Source organism: Corynebacterium cystitidis, from assembly GCF_900187295.1.
GTDB classification, from domain to species: domain Bacteria; phylum Actinomycetota; class Actinomycetes; order Mycobacteriales; family Mycobacteriaceae; genus Corynebacterium; species Corynebacterium cystitidis.
In genome coordinates this window covers 2,674,889-2,698,952 of the sequence record NZ_LT906473.1, presented here as the reverse complement: position 1 = coordinate 2,698,952, position 24,064 = coordinate 2,674,889, and the positions used below count along the sequence as shown (strand labels likewise).

Genomic DNA, 24,064 nt, shown 5'->3' with positions numbered 1-24,064 from the left:
ACCTTACCTGGGGGCTGAATGGGCACGTCAAAATACCGGAAAACGTCGCGGACAGCTACGATTAGCGAAGAATGACTGACACTACTCGCCCCTCCGCCTCCAATTCTGGTGGTGAGTCAGGCCCCCGCTCTTCCCAAAGCGGCCAACAAGGCACTAGCCAGGGCTCCAATCAGGGCAATCCGCAGGGACAACGGCGACGCAGAAGGCGACGCCGGGGCCGTCGTCCTGCCGGAAACCAAAACAACAGGAACAGCCAGAACAAGCAGCACTCCGGCGAGCGCGACCACACAAGCGCACACGCAAGCGCCTCAGCAGACAATAATTCAGACAATAAGCCGAAGCGATCACGCCGACGCCGTGGGCGCAGGCGTTCGTCGTCAAGCGCAAAGTCCAACACGAATACCCGCAACAACCAGCAAGGTAAGAGCAACAACCGCGGAGTCCGCAGCGGTAACCAGAATCGCAACCGACGCTCCCCGGCCATGAACCGAAAGCGGCAGTATTCCAGTGCGGTCCGGATGGAGACTCGTGACGAGACCTCGGCTGGCGGGCTGGTGGTCTCCGGCATGGCGGAGGCGGTGCGTGACGACAACTCTGTTGACCTGTCAAGTATTTATGTTGCTCTGATCGGACGTTTGGACCGTCGTGGGCGTCTGCTGTGGTCGATGCCCAAGGGCCACGTCGAAGAAGGCGAACACCAATGGCAGACCGCCGAACGCGAGGTGTGGGAAGAAACCGGCATTGAAGGGGAGGCTTTCGCCACACTCGGCACCATTGATTACTGGTTCGTCTCCGACGGCGTGCGCATTCATAAAACCGTGCACCATACCTTGCTGCGCTTTGTCGACGGTGAACTCAACGACGAAGACCCCGAGGTGACTGAGGTGACGTGGGTGCCGGTTGATCAACTCATTGAGCACCTTGCCTACGCCGACGAACGTAAACTCGCCCGCTACGCGTATGACAATTTGCCCGACCTGGCCAGAAAGGAACGCGCGGCCGGAAGGGCGACTCCCCGGTGACCCCGCGCACACGGCACCTCCGTCGCCCACGCACCGCAGGCACCCCTGTGACTTCTACAGTGATCGCGGTGCTCGCTGCAGCCACCCTTGCGTCGGCAGGAACTGCCACCGCCATTCCGGTCCCCATAGCACCGACCCATGAGGCGGTGGCCGACCAATGGGTCAATCCGGCGATCCGCCCAGCAGACGGGGACAAAGGCGTGACAATAGACCTCCTCCACGGCCCCACGACTCTGGCGGTAGGAGAAGACCTGTCGCTGCGCATCAGCGTGCGCAACAGCTCAACGGAAACTGTTGAGGACCTCCACATCACCCCCCGCCGGGGACCGATCACGGCCTCCGTTGCAGATTCGCGTGTGGCAGCGGTGGCTGAACCACATGATTACTCCGTGGTGGGGGAGCGGGTCACCATTGCTAGGTCTTTGGCGCCAGGCGAATCAACCGAGCTCGACATTAAGATACCCACAACCGCTGATACCCCCGGAGCATTACCCATGTCTGGTTCAGCTGTGTATCCGATCATGCTGGTACTAAGCGGCGCCGGGGGAGAACATTATGACTCCGAGCGGTTTCAGATAGGCACCGCTGAAACCACACAGCAGGGGTCAGCCGAGCGTCGTAACGCACCCGGAGTAACCATGTTGTACCCCATCACCGCCCCCGTTGACGTAGTGCCGGGGGAGACGGGTGAGGCACCGGAAGATCCACCCCTCGTGCTGAAGTCCGAACAATTGGCAGAACAACTTGCTCCTGAGGGCCGGTTAAGCACGCTTCTTAACACGTATGACGCTGCGGTTGCCGGTCCAGCGGGAGCTGAGGTGCGGCAGGCCACCTGTTTGGCAGTGGATCCGGCGTTAATTAACTCCGTGGAACGAATGACGGCTGGGTACTCGGTGGCTCACGCGCGCCCTCCGGTAGCGCGAAAACCACAGCGGCTGCGCGATTCGTGGGATGACAAGGTGGAGCAAGTCCCGTCCACGCCTGGGACTGGTGTCGAAGACGCCGCCGCATGGCTGGATCAGCTGCGTGCGACGGCCGCCAAGAGTTGCGTTGTGGCGTTGCCATGGGCGAACAGCGACGTCAACGCCGTTGCACAGGGCGGAGAACCGTGGCTGATGCGCGAGGCAATCGAACGTGGCCCGTTTACCTTAGAGCGGGTTCTGCAGGTACCGACAGTACGCAACGTTGTTTTGCCACCCTCCGGATATGTTGCCCAAGGCGTGGCGCCTGCGCTGGGCTGGGCTAATCATGAGGCATCCACGATAGCTTCAACCGGGATGAGTGGCGCCTGGGAAAACACGCAGACCGCGTTGGATCCGCAAGATTCCAGCGTGCAAGTCGAGGACACTCCGGTGACGAACCTGGAGCGTGATCTTCCCCCGAACCCCACGATGGCCGCAGCACCCGAACCCGCAACTCCCGTGCGCGTACTCGTTGCAGACAACAGTGTTTCACGTGAAACATCGGGCGATCCAGCCACCCAACGGTTCAGTTACCTCAGCCCCGGGATCACTGCGGTTACCTTTCAGGATTCGCTGGCATCCACCCTCGCGTCGGCCGGTTCACTACCGCTCACCACTGGTTATTCCAACACCGACTTGCGTTACGACGCCACCAAGGATTCCATCGCCGCACGCGACATCACCGCTGCTAACACCGTGCGCCTCGCGATAAAACAGTCCACCACCACCGGCGAGCAGCCCGCCGGCACGCCAGTGTTGATCAATCCACCCGGATCATGGGACGCCCGCACCGCCCGCGAAGCGCTCGCCACCGTCCAGAACATGCTTGTCGACGATCACGCCACCGCCATAACGCTGGAGGACTATCTCACCGTCCCCGCCGGCGCGCACGTGCCACAGGCAACCGCAACGGGAAGCCCCTACGCGGACCCCACGGTCTTTTCCGACGCAGAGATCCTCAGTGCCGGCCAACAAGCCCGCTACGTGGACGACCTCACCTCGTTTCTCGTAGCTGATCCAGTCATTGCGCTGACCCGTTACGGCTACACAGCACCGCTTCGCCGCGACCTACTTACCGCTTTATCGATCGCGTATCGACGATCACCAGAGCACTACTCGAATGCCGTTACTGCCACGCGAACACGACTCAACGAAACCCGCGACACACTGAACGAGCTGCGCGGAGCCGTCAACCTCATCCCTCCGGGCAACGTGTTCACCCGCACTTCAGAGTCCTCACCACTGTTCATCGTGGCTGAAAACGGCCTCCCGCTGCCCGTGGATGCAACCCTGCTCTATGAAGCTCCAGCAGGTGCTGTTCTGGACGTCCCAGAACAACTCCGCATCCCCGCACGTGGCTCCATCACCATCGAAATGACAGCCGCCCTCCCGGACTCCTCCGAGCGCACCGACATGAGGCTGTATCTTGCCACCCCCCAAGGCCAAGCGATTTCAGCGCCAGTTGCAATCTCCGTGCGCACCGCAGCCACGGAAGTAGGGCTGCTCACCGTCGGTGGCCTCTTCGTCCTGTTTTTAGCTCTCTTTGTACTGCTGCTGCGCACCAGACGCAGGGGGAAGGCACAGCCTTCGTCGGCAAGCGCAGGCTTTAATCGAAGCATCGTGCGTGCCGACGATCAACCACCCGACTAAACCCACACTCCATCGCTTACTGAACAGCAGTGAGCGCGCAATCCAGCACCCACACGACTAACGTGGCAAACGCGACAAAGCGACGATAGATAGGAAGATTCGTGGTTTCCTCCGAGAACACTGCAGGCAACACTGCAGGGCAGCGCGGGCGGATCGTGACCCCCAGCCCACCAGCCCCGGTCCCCGTGCCTCGACCTACGAAAGAGCCAGATCCGCAACCGGCCCAGGACTTATCTGGTCTTACCGCGAGCCCCGCCGCCACGGCTCCCGCTGATGGGGGCACCGGTGCCTCTGCTTCCGCCACCAGCGACGTTGGTGCCGGCGCAACTACCGTGGAGAAGGCAAACAACGAAGATGTTGTGCGCTCCACCGGTTCCATGGCGATTGCCACACTGCTGTCACGCGTAACAGGTTTCATCCGCACGGTGATGATCACCTCAATGCTGGGTGGCGCGATCGCGTCTGCCTTCAACCTGGCGAACACGTTGCCGAACATGATCACGGAGATCGTACTCGGATCGGTTATGACAGCGCTGGTGGTGCCGGTGCTGGTGCGCGCTGAGAAGGAAGATGCAGACGGCGGTGCCGGGTTCATCCGGCAACTGTTTACTCTCACCCTGACACTCATGCTGTCGGTCACAGTGATCGCTACTGTGGCGGCACCACTGCTGGTCCGCATGATGATGGACGAAGAGGCCAAAACGAACATTGTTCAGTCCACCTCCTTCGCGTACCTGCTGCTGCCGCAGATCTTCTTCTACGGATTGTTCTCCCTGTTCCAAGCTGTGCTGAACACCAAGGGGGTTTTCAAACCTGGTGCGTGGGCGCCGGTAGTCAACAACCTGATCTCCATTACCGTGCTGGCCGCCTACCGGCTAGTTCCCGGTTCGCTGAACCCAGCCGCACCGTCACCGGTGACCGACCCCCACATCTTGCTGCTGGGGTTGGGCACCACCCTGGGTGTGGTGGTGCAGTGCGCGATCTTGCTGCCCTATTTGAAGAAGCTCAATATCGACCTTCGCTTGAAGTGGGGTATTGATGACCGCCTCAAGGCCTTCGGTGGCATGGCCGTTGCGATCGTCGCCTATGTGGCAATTTCTCAACTGGGCTATGTGATCACCGCGCGGATTGCCACCGAGGCCGACGCCTCTGCCTACGCAATCTACCAACAGCATTGGCAACTGCTGCAGGTGCCGTACGGCATCATCGGTGTGGCCCTGTTAACAGCGATCATGCCCCGCCTTTCCCGCAACGCCGCCGACGGCGATGACCGGGCAGTGGTGCGCGATCTCACGCTGGCCACCAAGCTCACCTTCATCGCGCTCATTCCCATCGTGATCTTCATGACGGCCTTCGGGCCCGACATCGGCAACGCGCTATTCGGGTACGGTGCCTTCGAAACTGAAGAGGCCCGCACCCTGGGCCTGACCATCAGCTTCTCAGCCTTCACGCTCATCCCGTACGCATTGGTGATGCTGCACTTGCGTGTGTTCTATGCGCGCGAAGAGGCATGGACCCCCACCTTCATCATCGCCGGTATTACCGCCACCAAGGTACTGCTGAGCTATGTGGCACCGCTGGTCGCCTCATCGTCGGAGTTCGTCGTTGTGCTGCTCGGTGCCGCCAACGGGTTTGGGTTTGTGGCTGGTGCCGTGATCGGAGCCTTCCTGCTCACACGCAAACTCGGCGACCTGCAATCTGCCACGATCTTGCGGACCAGCACGTGGGCAGCCGCCGCCGGGATCCTTGGTGCCGCAGCAGCATTGCTCACCCAGTTCCTCATCCGCCAAGTGCCGTTTAACCCGGTGGCTCTCGTCGTGCGTTTGGGCCAGCGCGCCTCCATTGGCCTTGTGGTTGAGCTCGGCATTGTCGGAGTAGTGTTCTTGATTGTGGCCGGACTCGTTTTGTCACGGTCGGGTCTGCCCGAGGTTCAAAACCTGGGCCGGCTGTTCACGCGCCTACCGGTCGTCGGCAAGTTCATTAACCCAGATGAACAAAAGGCCATCGAAACCGGCCAGACTGATCCCAAGGCCATGTCACAGCAATTCTTGGCGGCCGATTCCTTTAACGCCTCACCAGTGCCACCACCGATGTCGGCCGGTGTAGTGCGAGGCCCGCGCCTGGTAGCGGGAGCGCCTGTCTCCGACGGGCGGTTCCGCTTGCTGCGCGACCACGGCTCCGTGAGTGGAGCACGCTTCTGGCAAGCTCGCGAGATCAGCACCGAGCGGGAAGTGGCCCTCGTTTTCGTCGATACGCACAACCAAGCCCCACTGGCAGCCGTCGGTGCTGACGAAGCTGCGCGACGCTCACGCGAGGTTGCGTGGCGCACCCGCCAACTGCGCGCACTGGAGCACCCGGCCATCGCCCCGAATATTCAGGTGCTGTCATACCGCTCGGGCTGCCTCATCGTGGCAGATTGGGTTCCGGGTGCCTCTGTGAAGTCTGTGGTTGCGGCCGAAGGAAATCTCCACCCACAGGCCGTGGCCGGTGCTATGGCACCACTGGCAGACGCGCTGGCTGACTGCCACGACCAGGGCAACCCGATGGGCCTGGACAACCGCAACCGGCTGCGCGTTTCCACCGACGGGCACGTCGTGCTTGCGTTTCCGGCGGTGCTGCCAGACGCCAGCGACGAAAAAGATATGTCAGCGCTCGCATCCGCTCTCGAACTGCTTAACGCGGGCACGGGCGACGCTGCCGATTCGCGCCTGACTGCCATCACCGAAAAAACACGCGCGCTTGCCGACGATGCCGCCGACCCCGACACCGAGAACCCCACCTCGGAGATGTTCCACAAAATCGCCGACGAGCTGCGCGAATTCAGCGGTGTGACCGTGCATTCCGACGATGATGTAGTAGCGCCGCAGCACACCGCAGGTGACCACAGCGACCGCAGCGACACGGTAGACACGGTAGATACTGTCGATACTGTCGATACTGTAGATACGGAAGCGCTGCAAGTTGTCGACGAAGACACACCAGAGCCAGAGAGGTTGAGTGGTTTCGGGTCCCGCGGATACTCCATCCAGGGATTCGTCGCAGTCATCGCCGCTGCCATTGCTGTGGTGGTGCTCATCGCCGCCCTGACTACCTACCTGGTGAGCGTGATCGGAGGCGATGATCCGGCTGCCCCGGTCAGCCACCAATCAGTAGATGATGCAGCCACCGGAACGTCGATGCGCACAGCCGAAAACCGCCCCCTACCTGTCATCGTCGAACCCTCCCGCGTCCGGGTGTGGCAAGCACCTGGCCACGACCCGGCAGCTGACAATCCGGACAGCATCAACAACGTCATTGATGGCGATACCCAGACCAGTTGGTCCTCTGACAGCTACCCCAATGGTTTGGGGACCAAACCCGGTGTTGGCATCGTGGTTACTGCCACGGAACCGTTGGCACTGCAGCACCTCCTCATCGACACTGAAACCCCAGGAGCGCACTACAACCTTTACGGTCTGCCAGCTGACCAAGAAACCAGTGTTGAAAACACCGCGCTGGAAGACCTGAAACTGCTGAAAAAAGGAACCTTGCGCACCAACCGAAACAGCCTGGAAATCCAGGATAATCCCAGGGTCCACGGTGTGGTGGTGTGGATCACCGACATCCCCGTCAATGAGGACTCCAACGTAGAAATCAATGAGATCTCGATGATTGGTCTACCTCTGTAGGACTACAGAGCGCCTTCTTAGCGCATTACCTCACCCGCCGTGTGGCGAGCATGTCCACTGCAGTGTGCACGCTCGCCGGGCAGGCTTTGTCATCCCCATGCACAATAGCTGGTAAGACCTACACAACAGTAGGGAAAACTCATCGCTTAAAGTTCGGGGGAACACATGGCAGTCGTGCCAGATCTTTCGAGGCCCGCAATCACCTCTTATTCACGCCAATCACGCTCTACTTCGCTGGCAGCGGAGGAACCTTCGGACGCCGATCTGGTGGCCGCCTTCAACGCGGGCCACGCGCAGGCGTTTAGCGAGATTGTGCAACGCCACCGCGCACGCTTAACCTATGTGGCCCGCCGCTATGCCAAAAACGACCATGACGTGCAAGACATCGTGCAAGAAGCGCTGTTCCGGGCAGCGCGCAACCTTCACTCATTTCGCAACGAATCCAGCCTGTCTACCTGGCTGCACCGGTTGGTTATCAACGCTGGCCATGACCATATGATCCGGCGCCAACGCAGCACCTATGTGAGCCTGGATGATGAAGACAAGGTTAATCAGGATGTTAACCCCTTGTTAGCGCACGATCCCACTACTCATGTGGAGCGGGCACTTGTTCTGCGCGAAGTCGTATCACGCTTACCCGCCGCGCAGCGCCGGGCATTGTTGCTTATCGACGTTGCCGGGCTGACCATTGAGCGCGCAGCCCAGGAGATGGGGGTGCAGCCAGGGACCGTCAAGTCGCGTCGAGCTCGTGCGCGCAAGGCGATCCATCAGCAACTCACAGCTCCGGAATAGGTGGCGTAGCCGAAGCGTTAGAAAAGGGGAAGTACACTAGCGGAGCAGCTAGTTTCATTACTAATTCAAGGAGTCCCCGTTACATGACCGAGTCCCAGACTGAGCCGGCATCAACCACCATTCACGATGTTATTGTGGTCGGTTCCGGCCCTGCCGGTTATACCGCAGCACTATACACCGCACGCGCCAACCTGAACCCTGTGGTCTTCGAAGGCTACGAATTCGGTGGCGAGCTGATGAACACTACAACGGTGGAGAACTACCCTGGTTTCCAAGAGGGCATTATGGGCCCTGACTTGATGATGGAGATGCGCGCCCAGGCAGAGAAATTCGGGGCAGACCTTCGTAGCGAGATGGTTGACCGCGTCGAGCTCGAGGGTGATGTTAAGAAGGTTTTTGTGGATGACGAGGAGTTTCAAGCCCGTGCGGTGATTCTGGCCACGGGTGCGGCGCCTCGCCACCTGGGGATCCCTGGCGAGGAGCAACTTACTGGCCGCGGCGTGTCCACGTGCGCCACGTGTGATGGCTTTTTCTTCAAAGACCAGCACATTGCTGTTGTCGGTGGTGGTGACTCTGCTATGGAGGAAGCGATTTTCCTCACCCGCTTTGGTTCCAAGGTGTCCTTAATCCACCGCCGTGATGAGTTCCGTGCTTCCCAGATCATGCTGGATCGCGCGCGAGAGAACGAGAAGATCGAGTTCATCACCGACACCGTCGTGGAAGAGATCCTGGAGGGTGACGGGAAAGTCGCCGGGCTGCGTCTGAAAAACGTCAAGACGGGTGACACCTCAAAGCTCGACGCCACAGCAATGTTTGTGGCCATCGGTCATGACCCACGCTCTGGATTCCTGGGCGGGCAGATCGAGCTTAACGACGAGGGCTACGTGAAAGTGGCTGAGCCTTCAACCCGCACGAATATCGCTGGTGTCTTCGCAGCTGGTGACTTGGTGGATGATCACTACCAGCAGGCGATTACGGCTGCGGGGTCTGGGTGCCGTGCTGCGATCGACGCTGAGCACTACCTTGAAGCACTCTAAACCGCACCCCACACTATGTAGTGGCTTTACTACATAGGTTCGATTGTTAAAGATATTTAATTTAAGGAAAAACATGAGCAAACCTGTGGACGTCACTCAGGAAAATTTTAAGTCGGTTGTTATAGACTCCGACAAGCCAGTAGTTGTGGACTTCTGGGCCGAGTGGTGTGGCCCCTGCAAGAAGCTGTCACCCCTGCTCGATGAAATCGCCTCTGAGCTGGGCGAAAAGGTCACAGTCGCGAAGGTAAATGCGGATTCGGAACGGACCCTCGGGGCCATGTTCCAGGTCATGAGTATCCCCACCGTGTTGATTTTTAAAGACGGAGAAAAGGTCGATGAATTCGTCGGTCTGCGCCCGAAATCTGAGATTATGCAGAAAATTGAATCACAGCTCTAAATGGTATCCTGAAAACAAATTGGTAATTAGAAGGGCCGTTCCATTGGATCGGTTTTCTACGAAGCGCACAACACTACGATGCCAAAGTGGATGTGCAGGAAAGGGGTACCGTGACTCGCGTTCTCCGTGTGGGGGATTCCAGCGCCCGCGTCGCTGAGGTGCGCTCAACCTTGGCTAGTCTCGGCCAGTTGCCTGGTTATTCCGGTGATGTCGAGGAATGGAATAACCGCAGCTTTTCGCAGGACGAGAAGTACTTCGATGAGGATCTTTCGGAGGTGCTGAAGGCGTTTCAACAGTCCCGTGGCATTATTCCCTCTGGCGCAATCGACGAAGTTACTCTGCGTGAACTTCGCGAAGCGTCCTACACCTTGGGTAACCGGGTGCTGTCTTATCAGCCGAACCAGATTCTCGTGGGCGATGACGTGAGCCAGCTGCAACGCCAGCTCCAAGAGCTTGGGTTTTATTCGCACAAGGTAGACGGCCATTATGGCAAGGCGACTCGCGAGGCTGTGCAGAACTATCAGCTCAATTACGGCCTGCAGGACGACGGTGTTTTTGGTCCGGACACGTTGCGGGCGTTGAACTTGCTGGGTCGTCGCATTACGGGAGGGTCCGCCCAGGCCATTCGGGAGCGTGAAACAGTACGTAAAGCAGGCCCGATGCTGGCCGGGAAGCGCGTTGTTCTGGATCCCGCGCGAGGCGGTGCGGATAAAGGGGTGACCGTGAATGGTCCCTTTGGGCCCATTACCGAAGAAGATATTCTGTGGGATCTGGCCTCGCGTGTTGAAGGTCGCATGATCGCCGCAGGTATGGAAACCATTATTTCTCGCCCACGGGGGGATAATCCTACGCCAAAAGCTCGCGCTGAAATCGCGAATGCTTTCAAAGCCGATGTGATGATCTCTTTGCACATGGATCATTACGACAATGAGAAGGCTAATGGTGTCGCCTCGTTTTACTTCGGGTCAGAAAAGGGTGCCTCGTCCATGACCGGTGAGACGCTTTCTGGTTATATTCAGCGTGAGATCGCCGCGCGTACTGACCTGCAGAACCTGCATAATCATGGCAGGACATGGGATCTTTTGCGTCTGACCCGGATGCCCTCAGTTGAGGTCGTTGTTGGTTATACGTCGAACCCGCGCGATGTGAGGATCCTGACTGATCGTACGCAACGCGACGCCATCGCTGAGGCGATCGTTGTCGCCGTGAAGCGTCTCTACCTGCTTGACGACGACAAAAAGCCCACCGGTACCTACGACTTTTCCGCCTTGTTGGCTGAGGAGCGCGCTTAACGACGATCGCCTAGGGCAGCGCGTACCTGGTGGTGCGCGTTTTCCCGATCTTGTGTAGCCGTCCTGCGTCGACAAGTTTGCGTAATAGCCGGTAGCTTTGCTGCTGGCTCATGCCTAACTCTTCAGCGATGTCGCTGCTGGTCGCTGGGCCACGCGTGGCTATCAGGTGCATCACTTTACCCTCTGGCGACACGTCAGGGGTGGAACCTTCTTCATGTGGGTTTAATCCCCAGCCTTTCAGTTTCATCAGCGTTGCTTTGACCCACATTTGTTCATACCCCGTCGCTGTTGCGATGTCACTGTGGTCTGCTTCCGGGTTGCGCACCCAATAATCTGCCACAACTAGCTCATCTACTGAACACTGATCGGGAATTGCTGCGATTAGTCCAGGCAGTTGAGGGTTTAACACCTCGCGGGAGGCGGTCACTGTGACCGCTTGTTCATGGGTGCCAGCCCACGACAGTGTTGATCGACCGGTACTCACCTGGTACTTGGTGGCGTCGGCAAGACAAGTCCTGCCCCTGGAGAGATCCCTAATCGCGCACACGCTGCAGATAACAGTGCACTGCGCGGTGAGAAGGTAGCAGTTCCAGAACTTACCAAACGAGGATCGAGCCCGCGCGGTAAACCACCAGGTGAAGTAATAGTGGTGCGATTTTTGTCAGAGCGCACGTAGACCGACCCCGGCAGGGTGTAGTCTCGGTGTAAAAGCGCGTTGACTATCAGCTCTTTCACAGCCGGTCCTACTTTTTCTTCTTGTTTCTGCAGGTCGGCAAGGATGGTCACCAGCGGTGCCGTGGATCGGATAGTGCGACGGGTGCCGATGAGATCGACGAGCACCACGCGATGGTGGGGCAGGTAACGCTCCACGGCATCCTTGGTGCCGAATAGGAGGATCGCTCCGATCGCTATCGGCTCAATCGAATCATCACGCAGGCCAAGGGTGCGCACCAGATCGTCGTCGGAAAGTTCCGGCAGCAACGCGTCACCCTGGTTCGCCGCCGCTAAGGCCCGCGCCACATCAATGACGGAGGCATCGAGGTCCGCCATCGTTGCACCTGGGGCGGGAACGCGGGCCCAGTCGATTCCGTTTGCGTCACGATACCGTGTGAATAGGTAGCTCGGGTCCATTCCGTAGCACTCCGGTAGGCCATGGGCGTTGAGCCGACGGGCACGGTACACACCCCATGTTGTGGCAACCGGTGTGCGGGAAGCGGCTACAGAAATGGCGACAACTTCGTACCCGTCGAGTTCAGTCACGGTGATCGACGTTGTCAGCGGGGGAGAGGTATAGCGCCTGATGGTGGAGGCGAGCAGTACCGGATCTGTGGTGTCGGAATGAAAAGGGTAGCATCCAGAAACGGTTCCATCTTGATTCACTCCAATCAATAAGGTGCCACCATCTCCGTTTGCCAAACAGGTCAGTTGTTCAATCACTCCTCGCTCATTGATATAAGCCGGCGAGGAACGACGAGAAAAAGCAGTGGTCAGAGACTGTCCACCGGCAATTAAATCACGGATCTCAGCGTCGCGCATGATGCTAAGAGTATCGTGCGAGCTAACCAGATTCAATCAGGATTACATCAACATGATTGATTGATTGAATCGCGAGCGAATGATTTGGACACTAGTTGCCAACTATTGGGGGACTGATACAGCCTGCAAAAGCTGCTCAATCTCATGCGCTGAGAGCACATTGTGTTGGGGAGGAAGATCCACACGCAACCGCGGAATCACCGGATCATCTTCCACAATCCGGAAACCAGCACCCTCCAATACCGATCGACCCATCAGTCCGATCTCTTCGGCCTGTTCAACCAAGCTGGCAGTCAATTCATCAGCAAGATGAGAAGTAGGGGAGATACCGGCGGAGGTGGAGGTATCGTCGTGAAGCCCAAATGCCTCAACCGCGGGGATGCCACGGTCAGTCAATGCCATAATGCACGCGTCGAGAAGCACCGCCTCCCACCCGCGGCCAGCGAACTTTGAATCAATGTGCAAGCTTGTCAAAAGCCATGCGTCCTGCGATGCTGGCGCCGTGGGCATGCGCAGGCTTCCGGGTGCCTCGTCACGCGGGCAGAATAGCGCTGTGGCGTAGGCCCTGGAGGTGTCGGACGCCAAGTTGACGATATTGAAGCCGCAGCTTCCATATTCGAACGTCTGCGCAGTAAGCCAGGCTTCCTTGTCGATGTCGGGAGAGACGTTGAAAGAATCGTCGGAAAGCGGGTCAACCTCCCAGAACGTGGCGCGCGCACACTGAGGATGGACACGAACAATCGCGTTATAGGTAAGGGGAATTAATCCAACCTGGCGTTGTGGCATCAGTGACCCTTTCCACCCAGAATTCATGACTGTGGCCGCGGACGTTCTACTCCTTGCCCTTCATCAGGCCCATGATGCGTTCGAAGTCATCCTGGTCGCTGAATTCCACCACGATTTTGCCCTTCCGCTTGCCCATCGAGACACTCACGTGAGTATCCCACTGGTCTGCGAGGCGCTCAGCGGCAGCGGTAAGAAACTCGGGCTGCGGGGCCTTCTCGCGTCTGGGTTTTTCGGGCTGCTCACCGTTCTTGTTCAGTAAGGTCACGGCTTCTTCGGTGGCACGAACGCTGAGCCCTTCGGCTACCACCCGATCTGCCAAGTTTTCGGTGGCATCTTCACCAGCCTTGACACCCAATAAAGCCCGGGCGTGGCCGGCAGACAACACGCCTGCGGCCACACGACGCTGCACACTCACCGGCAGCTTGAGCAGACGAATCATATTGGTGATCACAGGGCGTGATCGGCCTAACCGCTGTGCTAATTCTTCCTGGGTAACGTCGAACTCTTCAAGCAACTGTTGGTAGGCTGCAGCCTCTTCCAGCGGGTTAAGTTGGACGCGATGAATATTCTCCAGCAAAGCGTCGCGCAGCATGTCACCGTCGGCAGTTTGGCGGACAATCGCGGGGATTGTCTTCAGCCCTGCATTCGACGACGCACGCCAGCGTCGCTCGCCCATAATGAGCTCATAAGAGTCACCCTGGGGGCGAACGACGATCGGCTGAAGCAGCCCGAACTCTCGGATCGAATGCACCAACTCCGCCAAATCATCCTCGTCGAATACCTGGCGTGGCTGCTTCGGGTTGGGAATGATCTTCCCCAGCGGAATTTCCTGGTAGGTAGCGCCGAAGTCGTCGACACGCTCCTGGTGCTGTGATTCACGCAAGGCTTCAGGCGTTCGCATTTGCTGCGGCGAGCTCACGGTCGGAGCACCTGGAATTACTGGGGCGCCAGGGATCGAAGGGGCACCCTTGACCTTCTTCCCATCGTGGTTATCGCGCGCCCCTTTGGCACCCCCGAGCACAACATCAGCTGCCCCGTCACCCAGCCCATTTGTCTTCGCGCTGTGTTGATCACCCGATGGGATCAGGGCCGCCAAGCCACGGCCGAGACCGCCCTTACGCGCTGGTTCCTTCGCCATTTACTCCTCCACCTCACCGTTGTGCTCTTCGTCGCCATTGTCCTCATCGCTTGCGTGCTCATCGCTTGCGTGCTCATCGAGCTGCGCGGCAATCACCGGGCTAACACCAATTGGACCTGTCGACGAATGGGGCTGATAATCGCCCCGCTGCGCGAGTTCCTTCGCTGCATCTAGATACGCCAGAGCGCCGCGAGAACCGGGATCATAATCAATTACGGTTTGACCGTAACCCGGCGCCTCGGACACTTTGATCGATCGTGGGATGACATTGCGCAACACCACGTCACCGAACTGTTCCTGTACTTCGTGTACTACCTGTTCGGCAAGCTTGGTGCGGGCATCATACATGGTCAGCAGAATGGCTGAGATATGCAGATTCTGGTTCAGGTGCTCACGGATCATCGAAATATTACCCAGCAGCTGGCCCACACCTTCGAGGGCGTAGTACTCACACTGAATCGGGATCAACACCTCATCAACTGATGTCATCGCGTTGATGGTGAGTAGACCTAAGGACGGGGGACAGTCGACAAATACGTAGTCAAACCCCTGCTCTTCAATAAACCCCCGGTTCAGTGCATCAGCTAGCCGGTACTCACGACGTACCATGCTCACAAGCTCAATCTCAGCACCAGCCAAATCGATCGTGGCGGGGATGCAATAGAGGTTGGCATTCGAAGGGGATGGCTGCATCGCTTCCTCGGCGCTGACATCACCAATCAAGACCTCATAGCTCGATGTTGTTCCCGTGCGGTGCTCCACGCCCAGCGCCGTGGAGGCATTACCCTGCGGATCGAGGTCAATCACCAACACCTTCAATCCATGATGAGCGAGTGCTGCAGCCAAATTAACGGAGGTTGTCGTTTTACCCACGCCCCCTTTTTGGTTGGCCACGGTAATCGTGCGTGGCTCGTCGGGACGTTCCAAACGCAATGTTCCCGTTGTCACTTGGGCAGCCCGGCGGGCCGCCGCAGCAATCGGGGTTTCCTCCCATTGCTGCTCATCCAGTATCTCCTCAGTCATGGATGTTGCTCGCCCTCTTTCCACGGATGCCGGCCCCCTTGGCAGCATGAGAGCTCACCAAGAGGTCAATTGTCTTCAACCTTAATAGGTGTGCGCGACATGTGTTAGCGTGCCCGCTCAATGCGGATCAAGGTGGTGGGTTCTGCCAGCACATCATCACCCACCGTGAAGATAGTGGCCTGGCCGCCACCTGCCTTCTTGATCACGCCGGCATCGCGCTCAAGCTCGTCGCTTACCGACGCCCCTTTCATCGCTACCATCGCACCACCTTTTTTGACCAGTGGCAGTGACCAACCAGCGAGCTTGCCCAGCGGTGCAACAGCACGCGACGTCACCACATCAAAAGGTTCGAGTTTCTGATCTTCTGCTCGTCCCCGAATGACCGTGACATTGTCCAACTCAAGCTGGTTTTTTACCTCACTAAGGTACGTCGAGCGCTTGAGCAAGGGTTCGATCAAAGTGATTGACAGATCAGGGCGCGCAATCGCCACAGGAATTCCAGGCAGTCCTGCGCCTGAGCCGATATCGGCAACGCGCAGTCCCTCGTCGAAGGCCTCGGAGATGATGGCGCAGTTCATAATGTGCCGACTCCACAGACGCCCTACCTCTTTGGGTCCAATGAATCCTCGCTCTGTTGCAGTGGTGGCCAAGGAATCGTGGTAGGACTCGGCAAGAGCCAGACGGTCACCGAAGATTAAGGAGGCAACCTCTGGCGTGGGTTCGAATTCAACGGACACGGCTGTGTACTCCTTCTGTGGCGAAATATGGAAGTGCTGAAATCAGAATAGCTAACCCGGTGAACAAATAGACGGTGTGAGCCCTAGGCAATCCTTACTTACCCTGCTTACGCTCCCTCTTACTGCGCTTATCTTTCTTTCGTGCGCCGACAACAGGCGCGGTGCTGCGCTTTGCTGCCTTTTTAGCTTCTTCTTCCCGTGCTTCCTCTTCGTCCATCTTGCGGAACACAATGAGGTTCTGGAAGAACGTCCAGATGTTATTGGCGAACATGTAGAACAGCAGACCAATGTGCCACAGGAAGCCGGTGAAGAAGATGGTGGCGGGCAAGAACCACAGCATCATCTTGTTCATCATGTTCATCTGCATTTCCATCATCTCCGCATTATCCCCAGTGGGTGCGGAGACTTTACCTGCTTCGCGGCGTTTCTTTTGCCGGTTCAAGCTGATGCGTGCGTTGAAGTGGGTGAACAGCGCGATAATCACAATCAATGGTGCTGCCACTAGGACCACCTGAGTCTTCGTGAAGTCCGTTGTGAAAGCATCCATCATGTCTTCCGGCATGGAGATGAACGCGGAGATCGGAACACCGAACACTGTGGCATCAAGGAAAGAGCGGACTTCTTCCGGGCTGAAGATGTAGTTGGCGGTGTTGCGGTTTTCTTCTACGCTCATGCCAAGCTGCCAGGAACCCGTACCGGTGCGGTTGAAGGAGCGCAGCACGTGGAACAGCCCGAAGAATACTGGCATTTGCACCACTGGGGCGATACAGCTGGCCAGCGGGTTCATTTTGGCGTCTTTGTAGAGTTTTTGGGTCTCTAACGCCATTTTTTCTTGGTCGTTTTTGTATTTTGCGCGGATGGCCTGCATTTGGGGTTGTAGTTCCTGCATTTTTCGCCCGGCCCGCAGCTGATTCACTGTAGGTTTAATCAGCAGCACGCGGATGGTGAAGGTGAGGAACATGATGGCCAAGATCCAGGAAATACCTGAAGCCTCGTCGAAGACGAAGCCGAAAACCTTGTGCCAGAACCACAGCACGGCCGAGATCGGCCAGTAAATGAAGTTGAGCACTGTGTGTCGAGACTCCTAGTTGGTTTGTGTGGGAACTAATCGCGTCGCGGAACGGGGTCATATCCGCCCGGATGCCACGGCCCGCATTTCACCAGCCGCGTTATGGCTAGAACAGTACCGGTTATTGCGCCGCGCCGCGAAATGGCCTCAAGCGCGTAAGCACTACATGTTGGCTCGAATCGGCAGGTGGAGTACATCTTCAGCGGTGAGACATACTTTTGATAGAGCCGAACAATCCTGACCAGCACGCGAGATCCAGCACCTTTCGGCTCTGGGATCTCTTCGCCGTAAATATTGCGGTGCACCATCATTTCTTGGGCTGATCCATAGCGATATGCTCCACCACAGGTTGAGCTTTCTTCAGAGCTGCGCGGAGTGCAGCCCGAAAATCCTGTTCGAGCTGTGCGCTCGTTGCCACACCTGCAGCAGGCAGCGCGCGAATCACAACGTCGGTTTGAGCATCGAGCTTATCGACGAGCCCTAAACAGACATGCCGAAGCCGTCGGGACGTGCGGTGACGAATCACAGCGTTGCCGACGGCTTTAGACACGATCAGCCCGAACCGCGGGCCACCTCGAAGGATGTTCCCGGGGCGGGTTGCCTGGTGCACCACGAGGGTGCGACTGCCTGCGCGGGTCCCGGTCTTCATAGTGCGACGGAAATCAGCAGATGAAGCGAGTTTATGCGCTTTGGGCAGCACTGCCGCGCTCTTACGCGGTCAGCTTTGCGCGGCCCTTCTTGCGGCGCGCGGAAACGATAGCGCGACCTGCACGGGTGCGCATACGGGTACGGAAGCCGTGCTTACGAGAGCGACGGCGGTTGTTCGGCTGGAACGTCCGCTTAGACACGGTTGTCTCCTTGAAGGGGTGCGACGACCAGCGGCACTAGGCACGGAAGTGCCCTATGCCTCCCGGGTATCAGGCCGTCCGGGATGGAAAGTTGTGAAATGAGTGCGATCCGCGTTCACTGTTGCAAACTAAGTTTCGCTTGCCTTACCTGCACTGACTCACCTGATGGTGGCCCGGTTAACCGTGCGAGTAATGCTCTCACGCACATCGGATTTGTGTGTGCCCTTAGGTGTATCTGGAGGCACACGTATTCAAGTCCAGTGTGACAGACCTCCTCAGAGTACGTGAACGTCAGGACTAGAGCCAAATCGACACGAGTTCATATTCCTTTCAATAATATGGGTACCCCCGAAATTACAATCATGTTTTTTCCTGCAGGTAAAGCGTTGAATTACTGGATCATGCTGGGGGAGAAGCAGACTTTGTGCGCGCAACTAAAATCTGTGGACTGTCACAGAGGTGGAGGGAAAATTTCTTCATGTAGACAACCGGCGCCGGGTACGGGTAACAATTAAAAAATCAACCAACAACTCACATCCTGTGAATGGTAGAGACTGTGGATAACACTCAACTTTATGTTGAGACTTTGCTCGCTGATTTTATAAAAGGCAAGGTCAAAAGGATTTTTAACCCGCGATGAAGTTATCCACAACTTCTGCACTAGACTGTGGATAAATTCCACAGTCTAGTTATCCACAGATGTGGATAACATTGTGAAAACTCATGGTAGGGACCGTGCTCTGACCTCTCCAGAGTGTGAATAAGAAGTGAACACCACCTTTCTTTCTCACAGCCAGAGGCCGGGTATAGCGCCGACTAGAGTGCGGTATCCACAGGAAATAGTGCAAGAAACGAAACGACGAGGACTTAAGTGGCAGAACAACATCAGCCTATCGACGCGCTGTGGCGTTCCGTGGTCGATGAATTGCTCACTCTCTCCGAGCGGCCTAATTCAGACGTCCCAACCTTCACACACCAGGAACGTGCCTATCTGCAGCTCATCGATCCCGTCATGATCGTTGAGGGATATGCGATTCTCAATGCGCCTCACACCGCAGCTAAATCAGTAATTGAGGAAAATCTCGGTCCCCACATCACCGCCGTCCTCTCACGACACCTCGGGCGCTCCTGTGTTCTTGCGGTGTCTGTTGCCTCCAGCGAGACGGACCAGCCTGAACAACAGCCGGTTTCTCAACAGAAACCACAGGAACCACTAGAACCACAGCCATGGACTTCTACCTATGGTGAGCCACCATCCCCGCAGGTCCCCGAGGTGGGGCAGACCTTCCAGCTGGGTTGGGATGAGGTTGCCCGACAACAGGTGCAGCCCCAGGTGCCACTTCAACAGCCTTATTCTCCGGCGACAAGTCCCGATGCTCAGCCGGTTAACCAGCAAGGCGCTGCACCGCTGCACCAGGGTTATACACCCCATCCCGTTGTAGAGCAGCCGCAGCGTTTGCCTCGAGAAACACCGGCGCATAATCCTGACCGTGATGCCAGCCTGAATCCAAAGTACACTTTCGAAAATTTTGTGATTGGCTCGTCGAACCGCTTCGCTAACTCTGCTGCTGTTGCCGTGGCGGAAAATCCGGCGCGCGCTTATAATCCACTGTTTATCTGGGGTGGTTCTGGTCTTGGCAAGACCCATTTGCTGCATGCCGCCGGCAATTATGCCCAAGTGCTTCAGCCAGGTCTGCGCATCAAGTATGTGTCCTCGGAAGAGTTCACCAATGACTACATCAACTCGGTACGTGATGACCGCCAGGAATCTTTCAAACGCCGCTACCGCAACTTGGACATCCTCATGGTCGATGACATCCAGTTCCTGGAGGGCAAAGAAGGTACGCAGGAGGAGTTCTTCCACACATTCAACTCTTTGCACCAGTCCGATAAGCAGATTATTTTGTCGTCGGATCGGCCACCGAGGGAGCTGACCACGCTGGAAGATCGTCTTCGCACCCGCTTTGAAGGTGGTCTGATTACTGATATTCAGCCACCGGACCTCGAGACCCGTATCGCCATTTTGATGAAGAAGGCCTCCGCCAACGGCACCCAAGTTGACCACGCAGTTCTTGAGCTGATCGCCTCACAGTTTGAATCATCGATCCGCGAGCTCGAGGGCGCATTGATCCGCGTGAGTGCGTATTCCTCGCTGATCAATGAGCCGATCACGATGGATGTTGCTCAGATTGCGTTGCGCGATATTTTGCCGGAGGCCGGTCAAATGGAAATTACTGCGAAAGCGATCAAGGAGGCGGCGGCCGACTATTTTGATGTTTCCGTTGATACGCTCACCGGTGCCGGTAAGACTCGTGCCGTGGCACACGCACGCCAGATAGCGATGTACCTCTGCCGTGAGCTGACGGACCTGTCATTGCCGAAGATCGGCGATGAATTCGGTGGTAAAGACCACACCACTGTGATGTATGCGGACCGCAAAATTCGCATGGAAATGACTGAAAACCGCGATACTTACGACGAGATCCAGGTTCTGACGCAGATCCTGAAGAATAACGGGCGTTAAAAGCACGCTTGACGACGAGTTATCCACACTTTCCACAACGTTGTCCACAGCCTTGTAATTTCACTTATGTTATTAGATGAATTTGATCACATTATGGCGCAGATCACAATTTTCCACTACCTGTGGATAACTCTATAATGCCTGTTAATAAACGGTGGATAACCTCAAGACGGCTGTGGAAAGCTGAGAAACGGCAAAAGTTATCCACAGTTGTCCACAACTTCACAGGAGTTATCCACAGGGCAGACCACAGGGCAAATCGCCGAGCAGAACAGCGTGAATGACACCTTCTCCACACCTTGCACAGGACCTACTGTTCTTCCCAGATTTATTACTTGAAATTAGTAAGTAAGAAGAGGGGTTGGGGACAACTTCGTCGGTACGCGTCCCGCAGGAACGCGTACGACAAATGACAAAACGGCGACGGCCAACCTAGAGTAGTGAGCAACGAAAGCTAAATTATTTTTAATTACAAGGAGTCTTGCCTCACCATGGACGACAACATGAACGACACCATGGGCAACAATGTGTCATTTCGCGTTCACAAGGACGACCTGTCCGATGCTGTCGCATGGGTGGCCAGGAGCTTGCCGACGAAAAACACGCAGCCCATCTTGCGGGCTGTAGTGATCACGGCGGATGATAATGGTTTGGAATTCGCGGGTTTCGATTATGAAGTCTCTTCGCGTGTGCGCATCGCGGCTGAAGTTGATCAGCCAGGCCGAATCGCCGTGGCAGGCAAACTCATGGCAGACATCGTGGCTAATATGCCAGCAAAACCGGTTGAGGTGTCAGTGGACAATTCGCGTTTGCTCCTCCAGGGCGGATCGGCTCGTTTCGAACTGCCCCTGATGCCACTCGACGATTATCCGCAGCTACCAACACTTCCAGAGACAACTGGCACCGTCAGCCCTTCGGAGTTTGTTCAAGCGGTGACGCAGGTGGCGTCGGCTGCGGGCAAGGATGACACCCTGCCCATGTTGACCGGTGTCCATATTGAAATCGACGGTGCCAATGTGCAGCTGGCGGCTACGGACCGCTTCCGTCTTGCGATGCGAACCATGAGGTGGCAGCCAGTGGCCTCCGAGGTGAAGGCTAACCTGCTTGTTCCAGCGAAGACTCTGTTGGATAACGCCCGTACGTTAGATACTCAACTCGATGATCCTGTAGAGATCGCCGTGGGCACCGGCGATAACGTGGGTGGTGACGGCCTGTTCGGCCTGCATTCAGCTAACCGTGAGACCACAACTCGCATGCTTGACGCGGATTTTCCCAATATTCAGCCACTGTTGCCGAAGACGCACACCTCGATGGCATCGATTGAGATTTCTCCTTTGCTTGAGGCAATTCGGCGTGTGAGCCTGGTTGCAGACCGTAATGCGCAGCTGCGCATGGAATTTCGGCCGGGTGAACTGACCTTGTACGCTTCCGGTGCTGATTCTGGCGAGGCGCGAGAGTCGCTACCATGTGCGTTTTCTGGCGCGGACGAACTGATTATCGCGTTTAACTCGGGTTATCTGAAGGACGGCCTGAATGTGATCCGGACTGACCGTGCTGTCTTCGGCTTCACTGAGCCGTCTCGTCCCGCGATCATGATTCCAGAACCTGAAGAGATGTCTGGCGCTGATGCTGACGGAACTTTCCCGACGCCAGCCACTGAGTTTACGTATCTGCTGATGCCTGTTCGCCTGCCGGGCTAAGCACGTCGCGCGTGTTTTGGGAAAGGGTGTGAGTTGCTGTGTATGTCCGGCAGCTTGACCTGCGCGATTTCCGCTCGTGGCCAGAACTCGAACTTGAGCTAACCCCAGGAGTAACGGTGTTTGCAGGCCGCAACGGGTTTGGCAAGACCAATATCGTTGAGGCCATCGGCTACTCGGCGCACTTGTCCAGCCACCGTGTGTCTACGGATCAGCCTTTGATCCGCACCGGCGCAATAAACGCCCGTGTGTCGGCCACCACGGTCAATGACGGCCGCGAGCTCACCACCCACCTGTTGATCAAGGCTCACGGCGCCAACCAGGCCCAGATCAACCGCACGCGCCTTAAATCCGCCCGCGAAATGCTGGGTGTGCTGCGCACGGTGCTGTTCGCCCCGGAAGATTTGGCGTTGGTCAAGGGAGAGCCAGCTGAACGTCGGAAGTTTGTAGATGACATCGTGGCCATCCGCACCCCACGCCTGGCCGGCGCGAAGGCGGACTTCGATAAAGTACTGCGCCAGCGCAACGCGCTTCTGAAAAATTCGTGGGCTGACCTGCGTCGCGGCTACGACGATCCGGACGGTGCCAGCGCTTTGACCACGTTGGATGTTTGGGACGCGCAACTTGCACAGTCCGGTGCGCTGGTGGTGGCGGCACGCTTATCGCTTATCGACGAGCTGGGCCCACTCATCCAGGAAGCTTATGCAGCGATCGCACCGGAATCTCGGGCGGCGCAGGTACAGTACACCTCCACTCTGGACGATGCTGTGCGTGAATTGGTAGGCGAAGGTAGCCGTGACGCTGCCGTGATCGAAGCGGCGATGCTCACTGAACTAGGCAGGCGCCGCCAATACGAGATCGAACGAGGTGTAACACTTGTGGGCCCCCATCGTGATGACGTGGAACTAATTCTTGGTGATCAGCCTGCGAAAGGCTTTGCCAGCCACGGGGAATCATGGTCCTTCGCGTTATCCCTGCACTTGGCAGAATTCCAACTGCTTTCCCAGGATGGATCAGATCCGGTGTTGATACTGGACGATGTTTTTGCGGAACTTGACGCTAAACGCCGCCAACGGTTAGTGCATGTGGCCGAAGATGCGGAGCAAGTGTTGATCACCGCCGCAGTTGGCGATGATCTGCCGGGTAACCTCGACGATGCTGTAGCGGCGCGCTACATGGTGACCATGGAGGAAGGAATCTCCAGTCTTGAGGCCATCTCATGAGTGATAGTCGTGTTAATGGTGACAGTAGAGACAGTAGAGACAGTAGCGATATTGTGCAGCACGCCTTCGACACCATCCGCACCGCCGCTAAGAAACGCAACGGATTTGTTCCGAACTTGCACCAACAGGGTCGCAGTGTGATCCCGCGCCGTGCGGTGGGCAGGTTGACAGATGGCACCGCCGATGAGCCTACAGTGACTGTCCCGGGGCTTGACTTAGGACAGGACCAGGTGGGCGTCGATAAGCGACAATATCGGGGACCAGGCAGAATGAGCGGGCCCGACGGACGTGCCCCGCGCCGAAGTTATGTCGTGGCCGGATTCTCGGACTTGTTAAAGCAGGAAGTCCGTCACCGTGATTGGGCAAAACCGTTGGCCATGGGCTGGATCATGGGTAGTTGGGAGGAAGTGGTCGGTGAGAAAGTAGCGCAGCACACCAAAGTAGAAATGGTCAAAGATGCCACCCTGTTCATTTCTACCGACGCAACAAGCTGGGCCACGCAGCTGCGCTACATGAAGCGGCAGATTCTTGAACGTCTTGATGAGAAAATCGGTGAGGGCATTATCACGAATGTGCACGTGTATCCTCCGAAAACGAAAAGTTGGCGCTACGGCCCGCTGCACGTCAAAGGCCGTGGTCCGCGCGACACATACGGCTAATGAA

21 protein-coding genes are annotated in these 24,064 nt (G+C 57.2%); 11 read left to right on the top strand and 10 right to left on the bottom strand.

Annotation, left to right across the window (positions count from 1 at the left end):
• Nucleotides 1–71: 71 nt before the first annotated feature.
• The 7 genes from CKV99_RS14860 to CKV99_RS12685 all read left to right on the top strand — a co-directional run bounded on the left by CKV99_RS14860 (nt 72) and on the right by CKV99_RS12685 (nt 10,820).
• A complete protein-coding gene (locus tag CKV99_RS14860; RefSeq protein WP_231910077.1) occupies nt 72–1,022 on the top strand; it encodes an NUDIX hydrolase in 951 nt (316 codons plus the stop codon).
• Nucleotides 1,019–3,634, top strand: a complete 2,616-nt coding sequence (locus tag CKV99_RS12710) for a hypothetical protein (RefSeq protein ID WP_177178121.1) — start codon at nt 1,019–1,021, stop codon at nt 3,632–3,634. Before CKV99_RS14860 ends, CKV99_RS12710 begins: the two co-directional genes overlap by 4 nt.
• Nucleotides 3,635–3,735: 101 nt before the next feature.
• Nucleotides 3,736–7,302, top strand: a complete 3,567-nt coding sequence (locus tag CKV99_RS12705) for a murein biosynthesis integral membrane protein MurJ (RefSeq protein WP_092259356.1) — start codon at nt 3,736–3,738, stop codon at nt 7,300–7,302.
• A 165-nt stretch (nt 7,303–7,467) separates the two neighbouring features.
• Entirely contained in the window at nt 7,468–8,094 is a 627-nt protein-coding gene (locus CKV99_RS12700; protein WP_092259358.1) for a sigma-70 family RNA polymerase sigma factor, read from the top strand.
• An 83-nt stretch (nt 8,095–8,177) separates the two neighbouring features.
• Nucleotides 8,178–9,131, top strand: coding sequence for a thioredoxin-disulfide reductase (gene trxB, locus CKV99_RS12695; RefSeq protein ID WP_092259361.1), 954 nt, complete (start codon nt 8,178–8,180; stop codon nt 9,129–9,131).
• Between the two features lie 73 nt (nt 9,132–9,204).
• On the top strand, nt 9,205–9,528 hold the full coding sequence (gene trxA, locus CKV99_RS12690; protein ID WP_092259364.1) for a thioredoxin: 324 nt from the start codon (nt 9,205–9,207) through the stop codon (nt 9,526–9,528).
• A gap of 110 nt (nt 9,529–9,638) precedes the next feature.
• Entirely contained in the window at nt 9,639–10,820 is a 1,182-nt protein-coding gene (locus CKV99_RS12685; protein ID WP_169872642.1) for an N-acetylmuramoyl-L-alanine amidase, read from the top strand.
• 10 nt (nt 10,821–10,830) lie between these two features.
• On the opposite strand, the gene CKV99_RS14855 is transcribed toward CKV99_RS12685, so the two are convergent.
• The 10 genes from CKV99_RS14855 to rpmH form a co-directional block, all read right to left on the bottom strand.
• The gene (locus CKV99_RS14855; protein WP_231910076.1) at nt 10,831–11,304 is read right to left on the bottom strand and encodes a helix-turn-helix domain-containing protein; all 474 of its coding nucleotides are present in this window, start codon (nt 11,302–11,304) and stop codon (nt 10,831–10,833) included.
• Nucleotides 11,301–12,356 carry an AlbA family DNA-binding domain-containing protein gene (locus CKV99_RS12680; protein WP_231910075.1) on the bottom strand — a complete coding sequence of 352 codons (1,056 nt, stop codon included), beginning with the start codon at nt 12,354–12,356 and terminating at the stop codon, nt 11,301–11,303. Before CKV99_RS12680 ends, CKV99_RS14855 begins: the two co-directional genes overlap by 4 nt.
• 102 nt (nt 12,357–12,458) lie before the next feature.
• Nucleotides 12,459–13,142, bottom strand: coding sequence for a hypothetical protein (locus CKV99_RS12675; RefSeq protein WP_092259590.1), 684 nt, complete (start codon nt 13,140–13,142; stop codon nt 12,459–12,461).
• A 46-nt stretch (nt 13,143–13,188) separates the two neighbouring features.
• Nucleotides 13,189–14,280: a ParB/RepB/Spo0J family partition protein gene (locus CKV99_RS12670; protein WP_092259367.1), complete on the bottom strand. Its 1,092-nt coding sequence runs from the start codon at nt 14,278–14,280 to the stop codon at nt 13,189–13,191.
• Nucleotides 14,281–15,288: a ParA family protein gene (locus CKV99_RS12665; RefSeq protein ID WP_092259592.1), complete on the bottom strand. Its 1,008-nt coding sequence runs from the start codon at nt 15,286–15,288 to the stop codon at nt 14,281–14,283.
• A gap of 119 nt (nt 15,289–15,407) precedes the next feature.
• Nucleotides 15,408–16,040: a 16S rRNA (guanine(527)-N(7))-methyltransferase RsmG gene (gene rsmG, locus CKV99_RS12660; RefSeq protein WP_092259370.1), complete on the bottom strand. Its 633-nt coding sequence runs from the start codon at nt 16,038–16,040 to the stop codon at nt 15,408–15,410.
• A 94-nt stretch (nt 16,041–16,134) separates the two neighbouring features.
• On the bottom strand, nt 16,135–17,109 hold the full coding sequence (gene yidC, locus CKV99_RS12655) for a membrane protein insertase YidC (protein WP_092259373.1): 975 nt from the start codon (nt 17,107–17,109) through the stop codon (nt 16,135–16,137).
• Nucleotides 17,110–17,144: 35 nt separating this feature from the next.
• Nucleotides 17,145–17,417 carry a membrane protein insertion efficiency factor YidD gene (gene yidD / locus CKV99_RS12650; RefSeq protein ID WP_092259594.1) on the bottom strand — a complete coding sequence of 91 codons (273 nt, stop codon included), beginning with the start codon at nt 17,415–17,417 and terminating at the stop codon, nt 17,145–17,147.
• Nucleotides 17,417–17,809, bottom strand: a complete 393-nt coding sequence (rnpA, locus tag CKV99_RS12645; RefSeq protein WP_092259376.1) for a ribonuclease P protein component — start codon at nt 17,807–17,809, stop codon at nt 17,417–17,419. The genes yidD and rnpA overlap by 1 nt, the downstream gene beginning before the upstream one ends.
• A 10-nt stretch (nt 17,810–17,819) precedes the next feature.
• Nucleotides 17,820–17,957: a 50S ribosomal protein L34 gene (rpmH, locus tag CKV99_RS12640; protein ID WP_018582678.1), complete on the bottom strand. Its 138-nt coding sequence runs from the start codon at nt 17,955–17,957 to the stop codon at nt 17,820–17,822.
• Nucleotides 17,958–18,828: 871 nt separating this feature from the next.
• Between rpmH and dnaA the strand changes: the two genes are divergently transcribed.
• The 4 genes from dnaA to CKV99_RS12620 all read left to right on the top strand — a co-directional run bounded on the left by dnaA (nt 18,829) and on the right by CKV99_RS12620 (nt 24,060).
• Entirely contained in the window at nt 18,829–20,481 is a 1,653-nt protein-coding gene (gene dnaA, locus CKV99_RS12635; protein WP_092259379.1) for a chromosomal replication initiator protein DnaA, read from the top strand.
• Nucleotides 20,482–20,996: 515 nt separating this feature from the next.
• On the top strand, nt 20,997–22,181 hold the full coding sequence (gene dnaN, locus CKV99_RS12630; RefSeq protein WP_169872713.1) for a DNA polymerase III subunit beta: 1,185 nt from the start codon (nt 20,997–20,999) through the stop codon (nt 22,179–22,181).
• Nucleotides 22,182–22,219: 38 nt separating this feature from the next.
• The gene (gene recF, locus CKV99_RS12625) at nt 22,220–23,401 is read left to right on the top strand and encodes a DNA replication/repair protein RecF (RefSeq protein ID WP_092259381.1); all 1,182 of its coding nucleotides are present in this window, start codon (nt 22,220–22,222) and stop codon (nt 23,399–23,401) included.
• Nucleotides 23,398–24,060, top strand: a complete 663-nt coding sequence (locus CKV99_RS12620) for a DciA family protein (RefSeq protein WP_092259384.1) — start codon at nt 23,398–23,400, stop codon at nt 24,058–24,060. Before recF ends, CKV99_RS12620 begins: the two co-directional genes overlap by 4 nt.
• Nucleotides 24,061–24,064: the final 4 nt, after the last annotated feature.

Bases quoted from the DNA above. Each gene is read 5' to 3' on its own strand.
- CKV99_RS14860 (WP_231910077.1), top strand. From the start codon at position 72: ATGACTGACACTACTCGCCCCTCCGCCTCCAATTCTGGTGGTGAGTCA.
- CKV99_RS12700 (WP_092259358.1), top strand. From the start codon at position 7,468: ATGGCAGTCGTGCCAGATCTTTCGAGGCCCGCAATCACCTCTTATTCA.
- trxB (WP_092259361.1), top strand. From the start codon at position 8,178: ATGACCGAGTCCCAGACTGAGCCGGCATCAACCACCATTCACGATGTT.
- trxA (WP_092259364.1), top strand. From the start codon at position 9,205: ATGAGCAAACCTGTGGACGTCACTCAGGAAAATTTTAAGTCGGTTGTT.
- CKV99_RS12680 (WP_231910075.1), bottom strand. From the start codon at position 12,356: ATGCGCGACGCTGAGATCCGTGATTTAATTGCCGGTGGACAGTCTCTG.
- CKV99_RS12675 (WP_092259590.1), bottom strand. From the start codon at position 13,142: ATGCCACAACGCCAGGTTGGATTAATTCCCCTTACCTATAACGCGATT.
- CKV99_RS12670 (WP_092259367.1), bottom strand. From the start codon at position 14,280: ATGGCGAAGGAACCAGCGCGTAAGGGCGGTCTCGGCCGTGGCTTGGCG.
- yidD (WP_092259594.1), bottom strand. From the start codon at position 17,417: ATGGTGCACCGCAATATTTACGGCGAAGAGATCCCAGAGCCGAAAGGT.
- dnaN (WP_169872713.1), top strand. From the start codon at position 20,997: ATGGGCAACAATGTGTCATTTCGCGTTCACAAGGACGACCTGTCCGAT.
- CKV99_RS12620 (WP_092259384.1), top strand. From the start codon at position 23,398: ATGAGTGATAGTCGTGTTAATGGTGACAGTAGAGACAGTAGAGACAGT.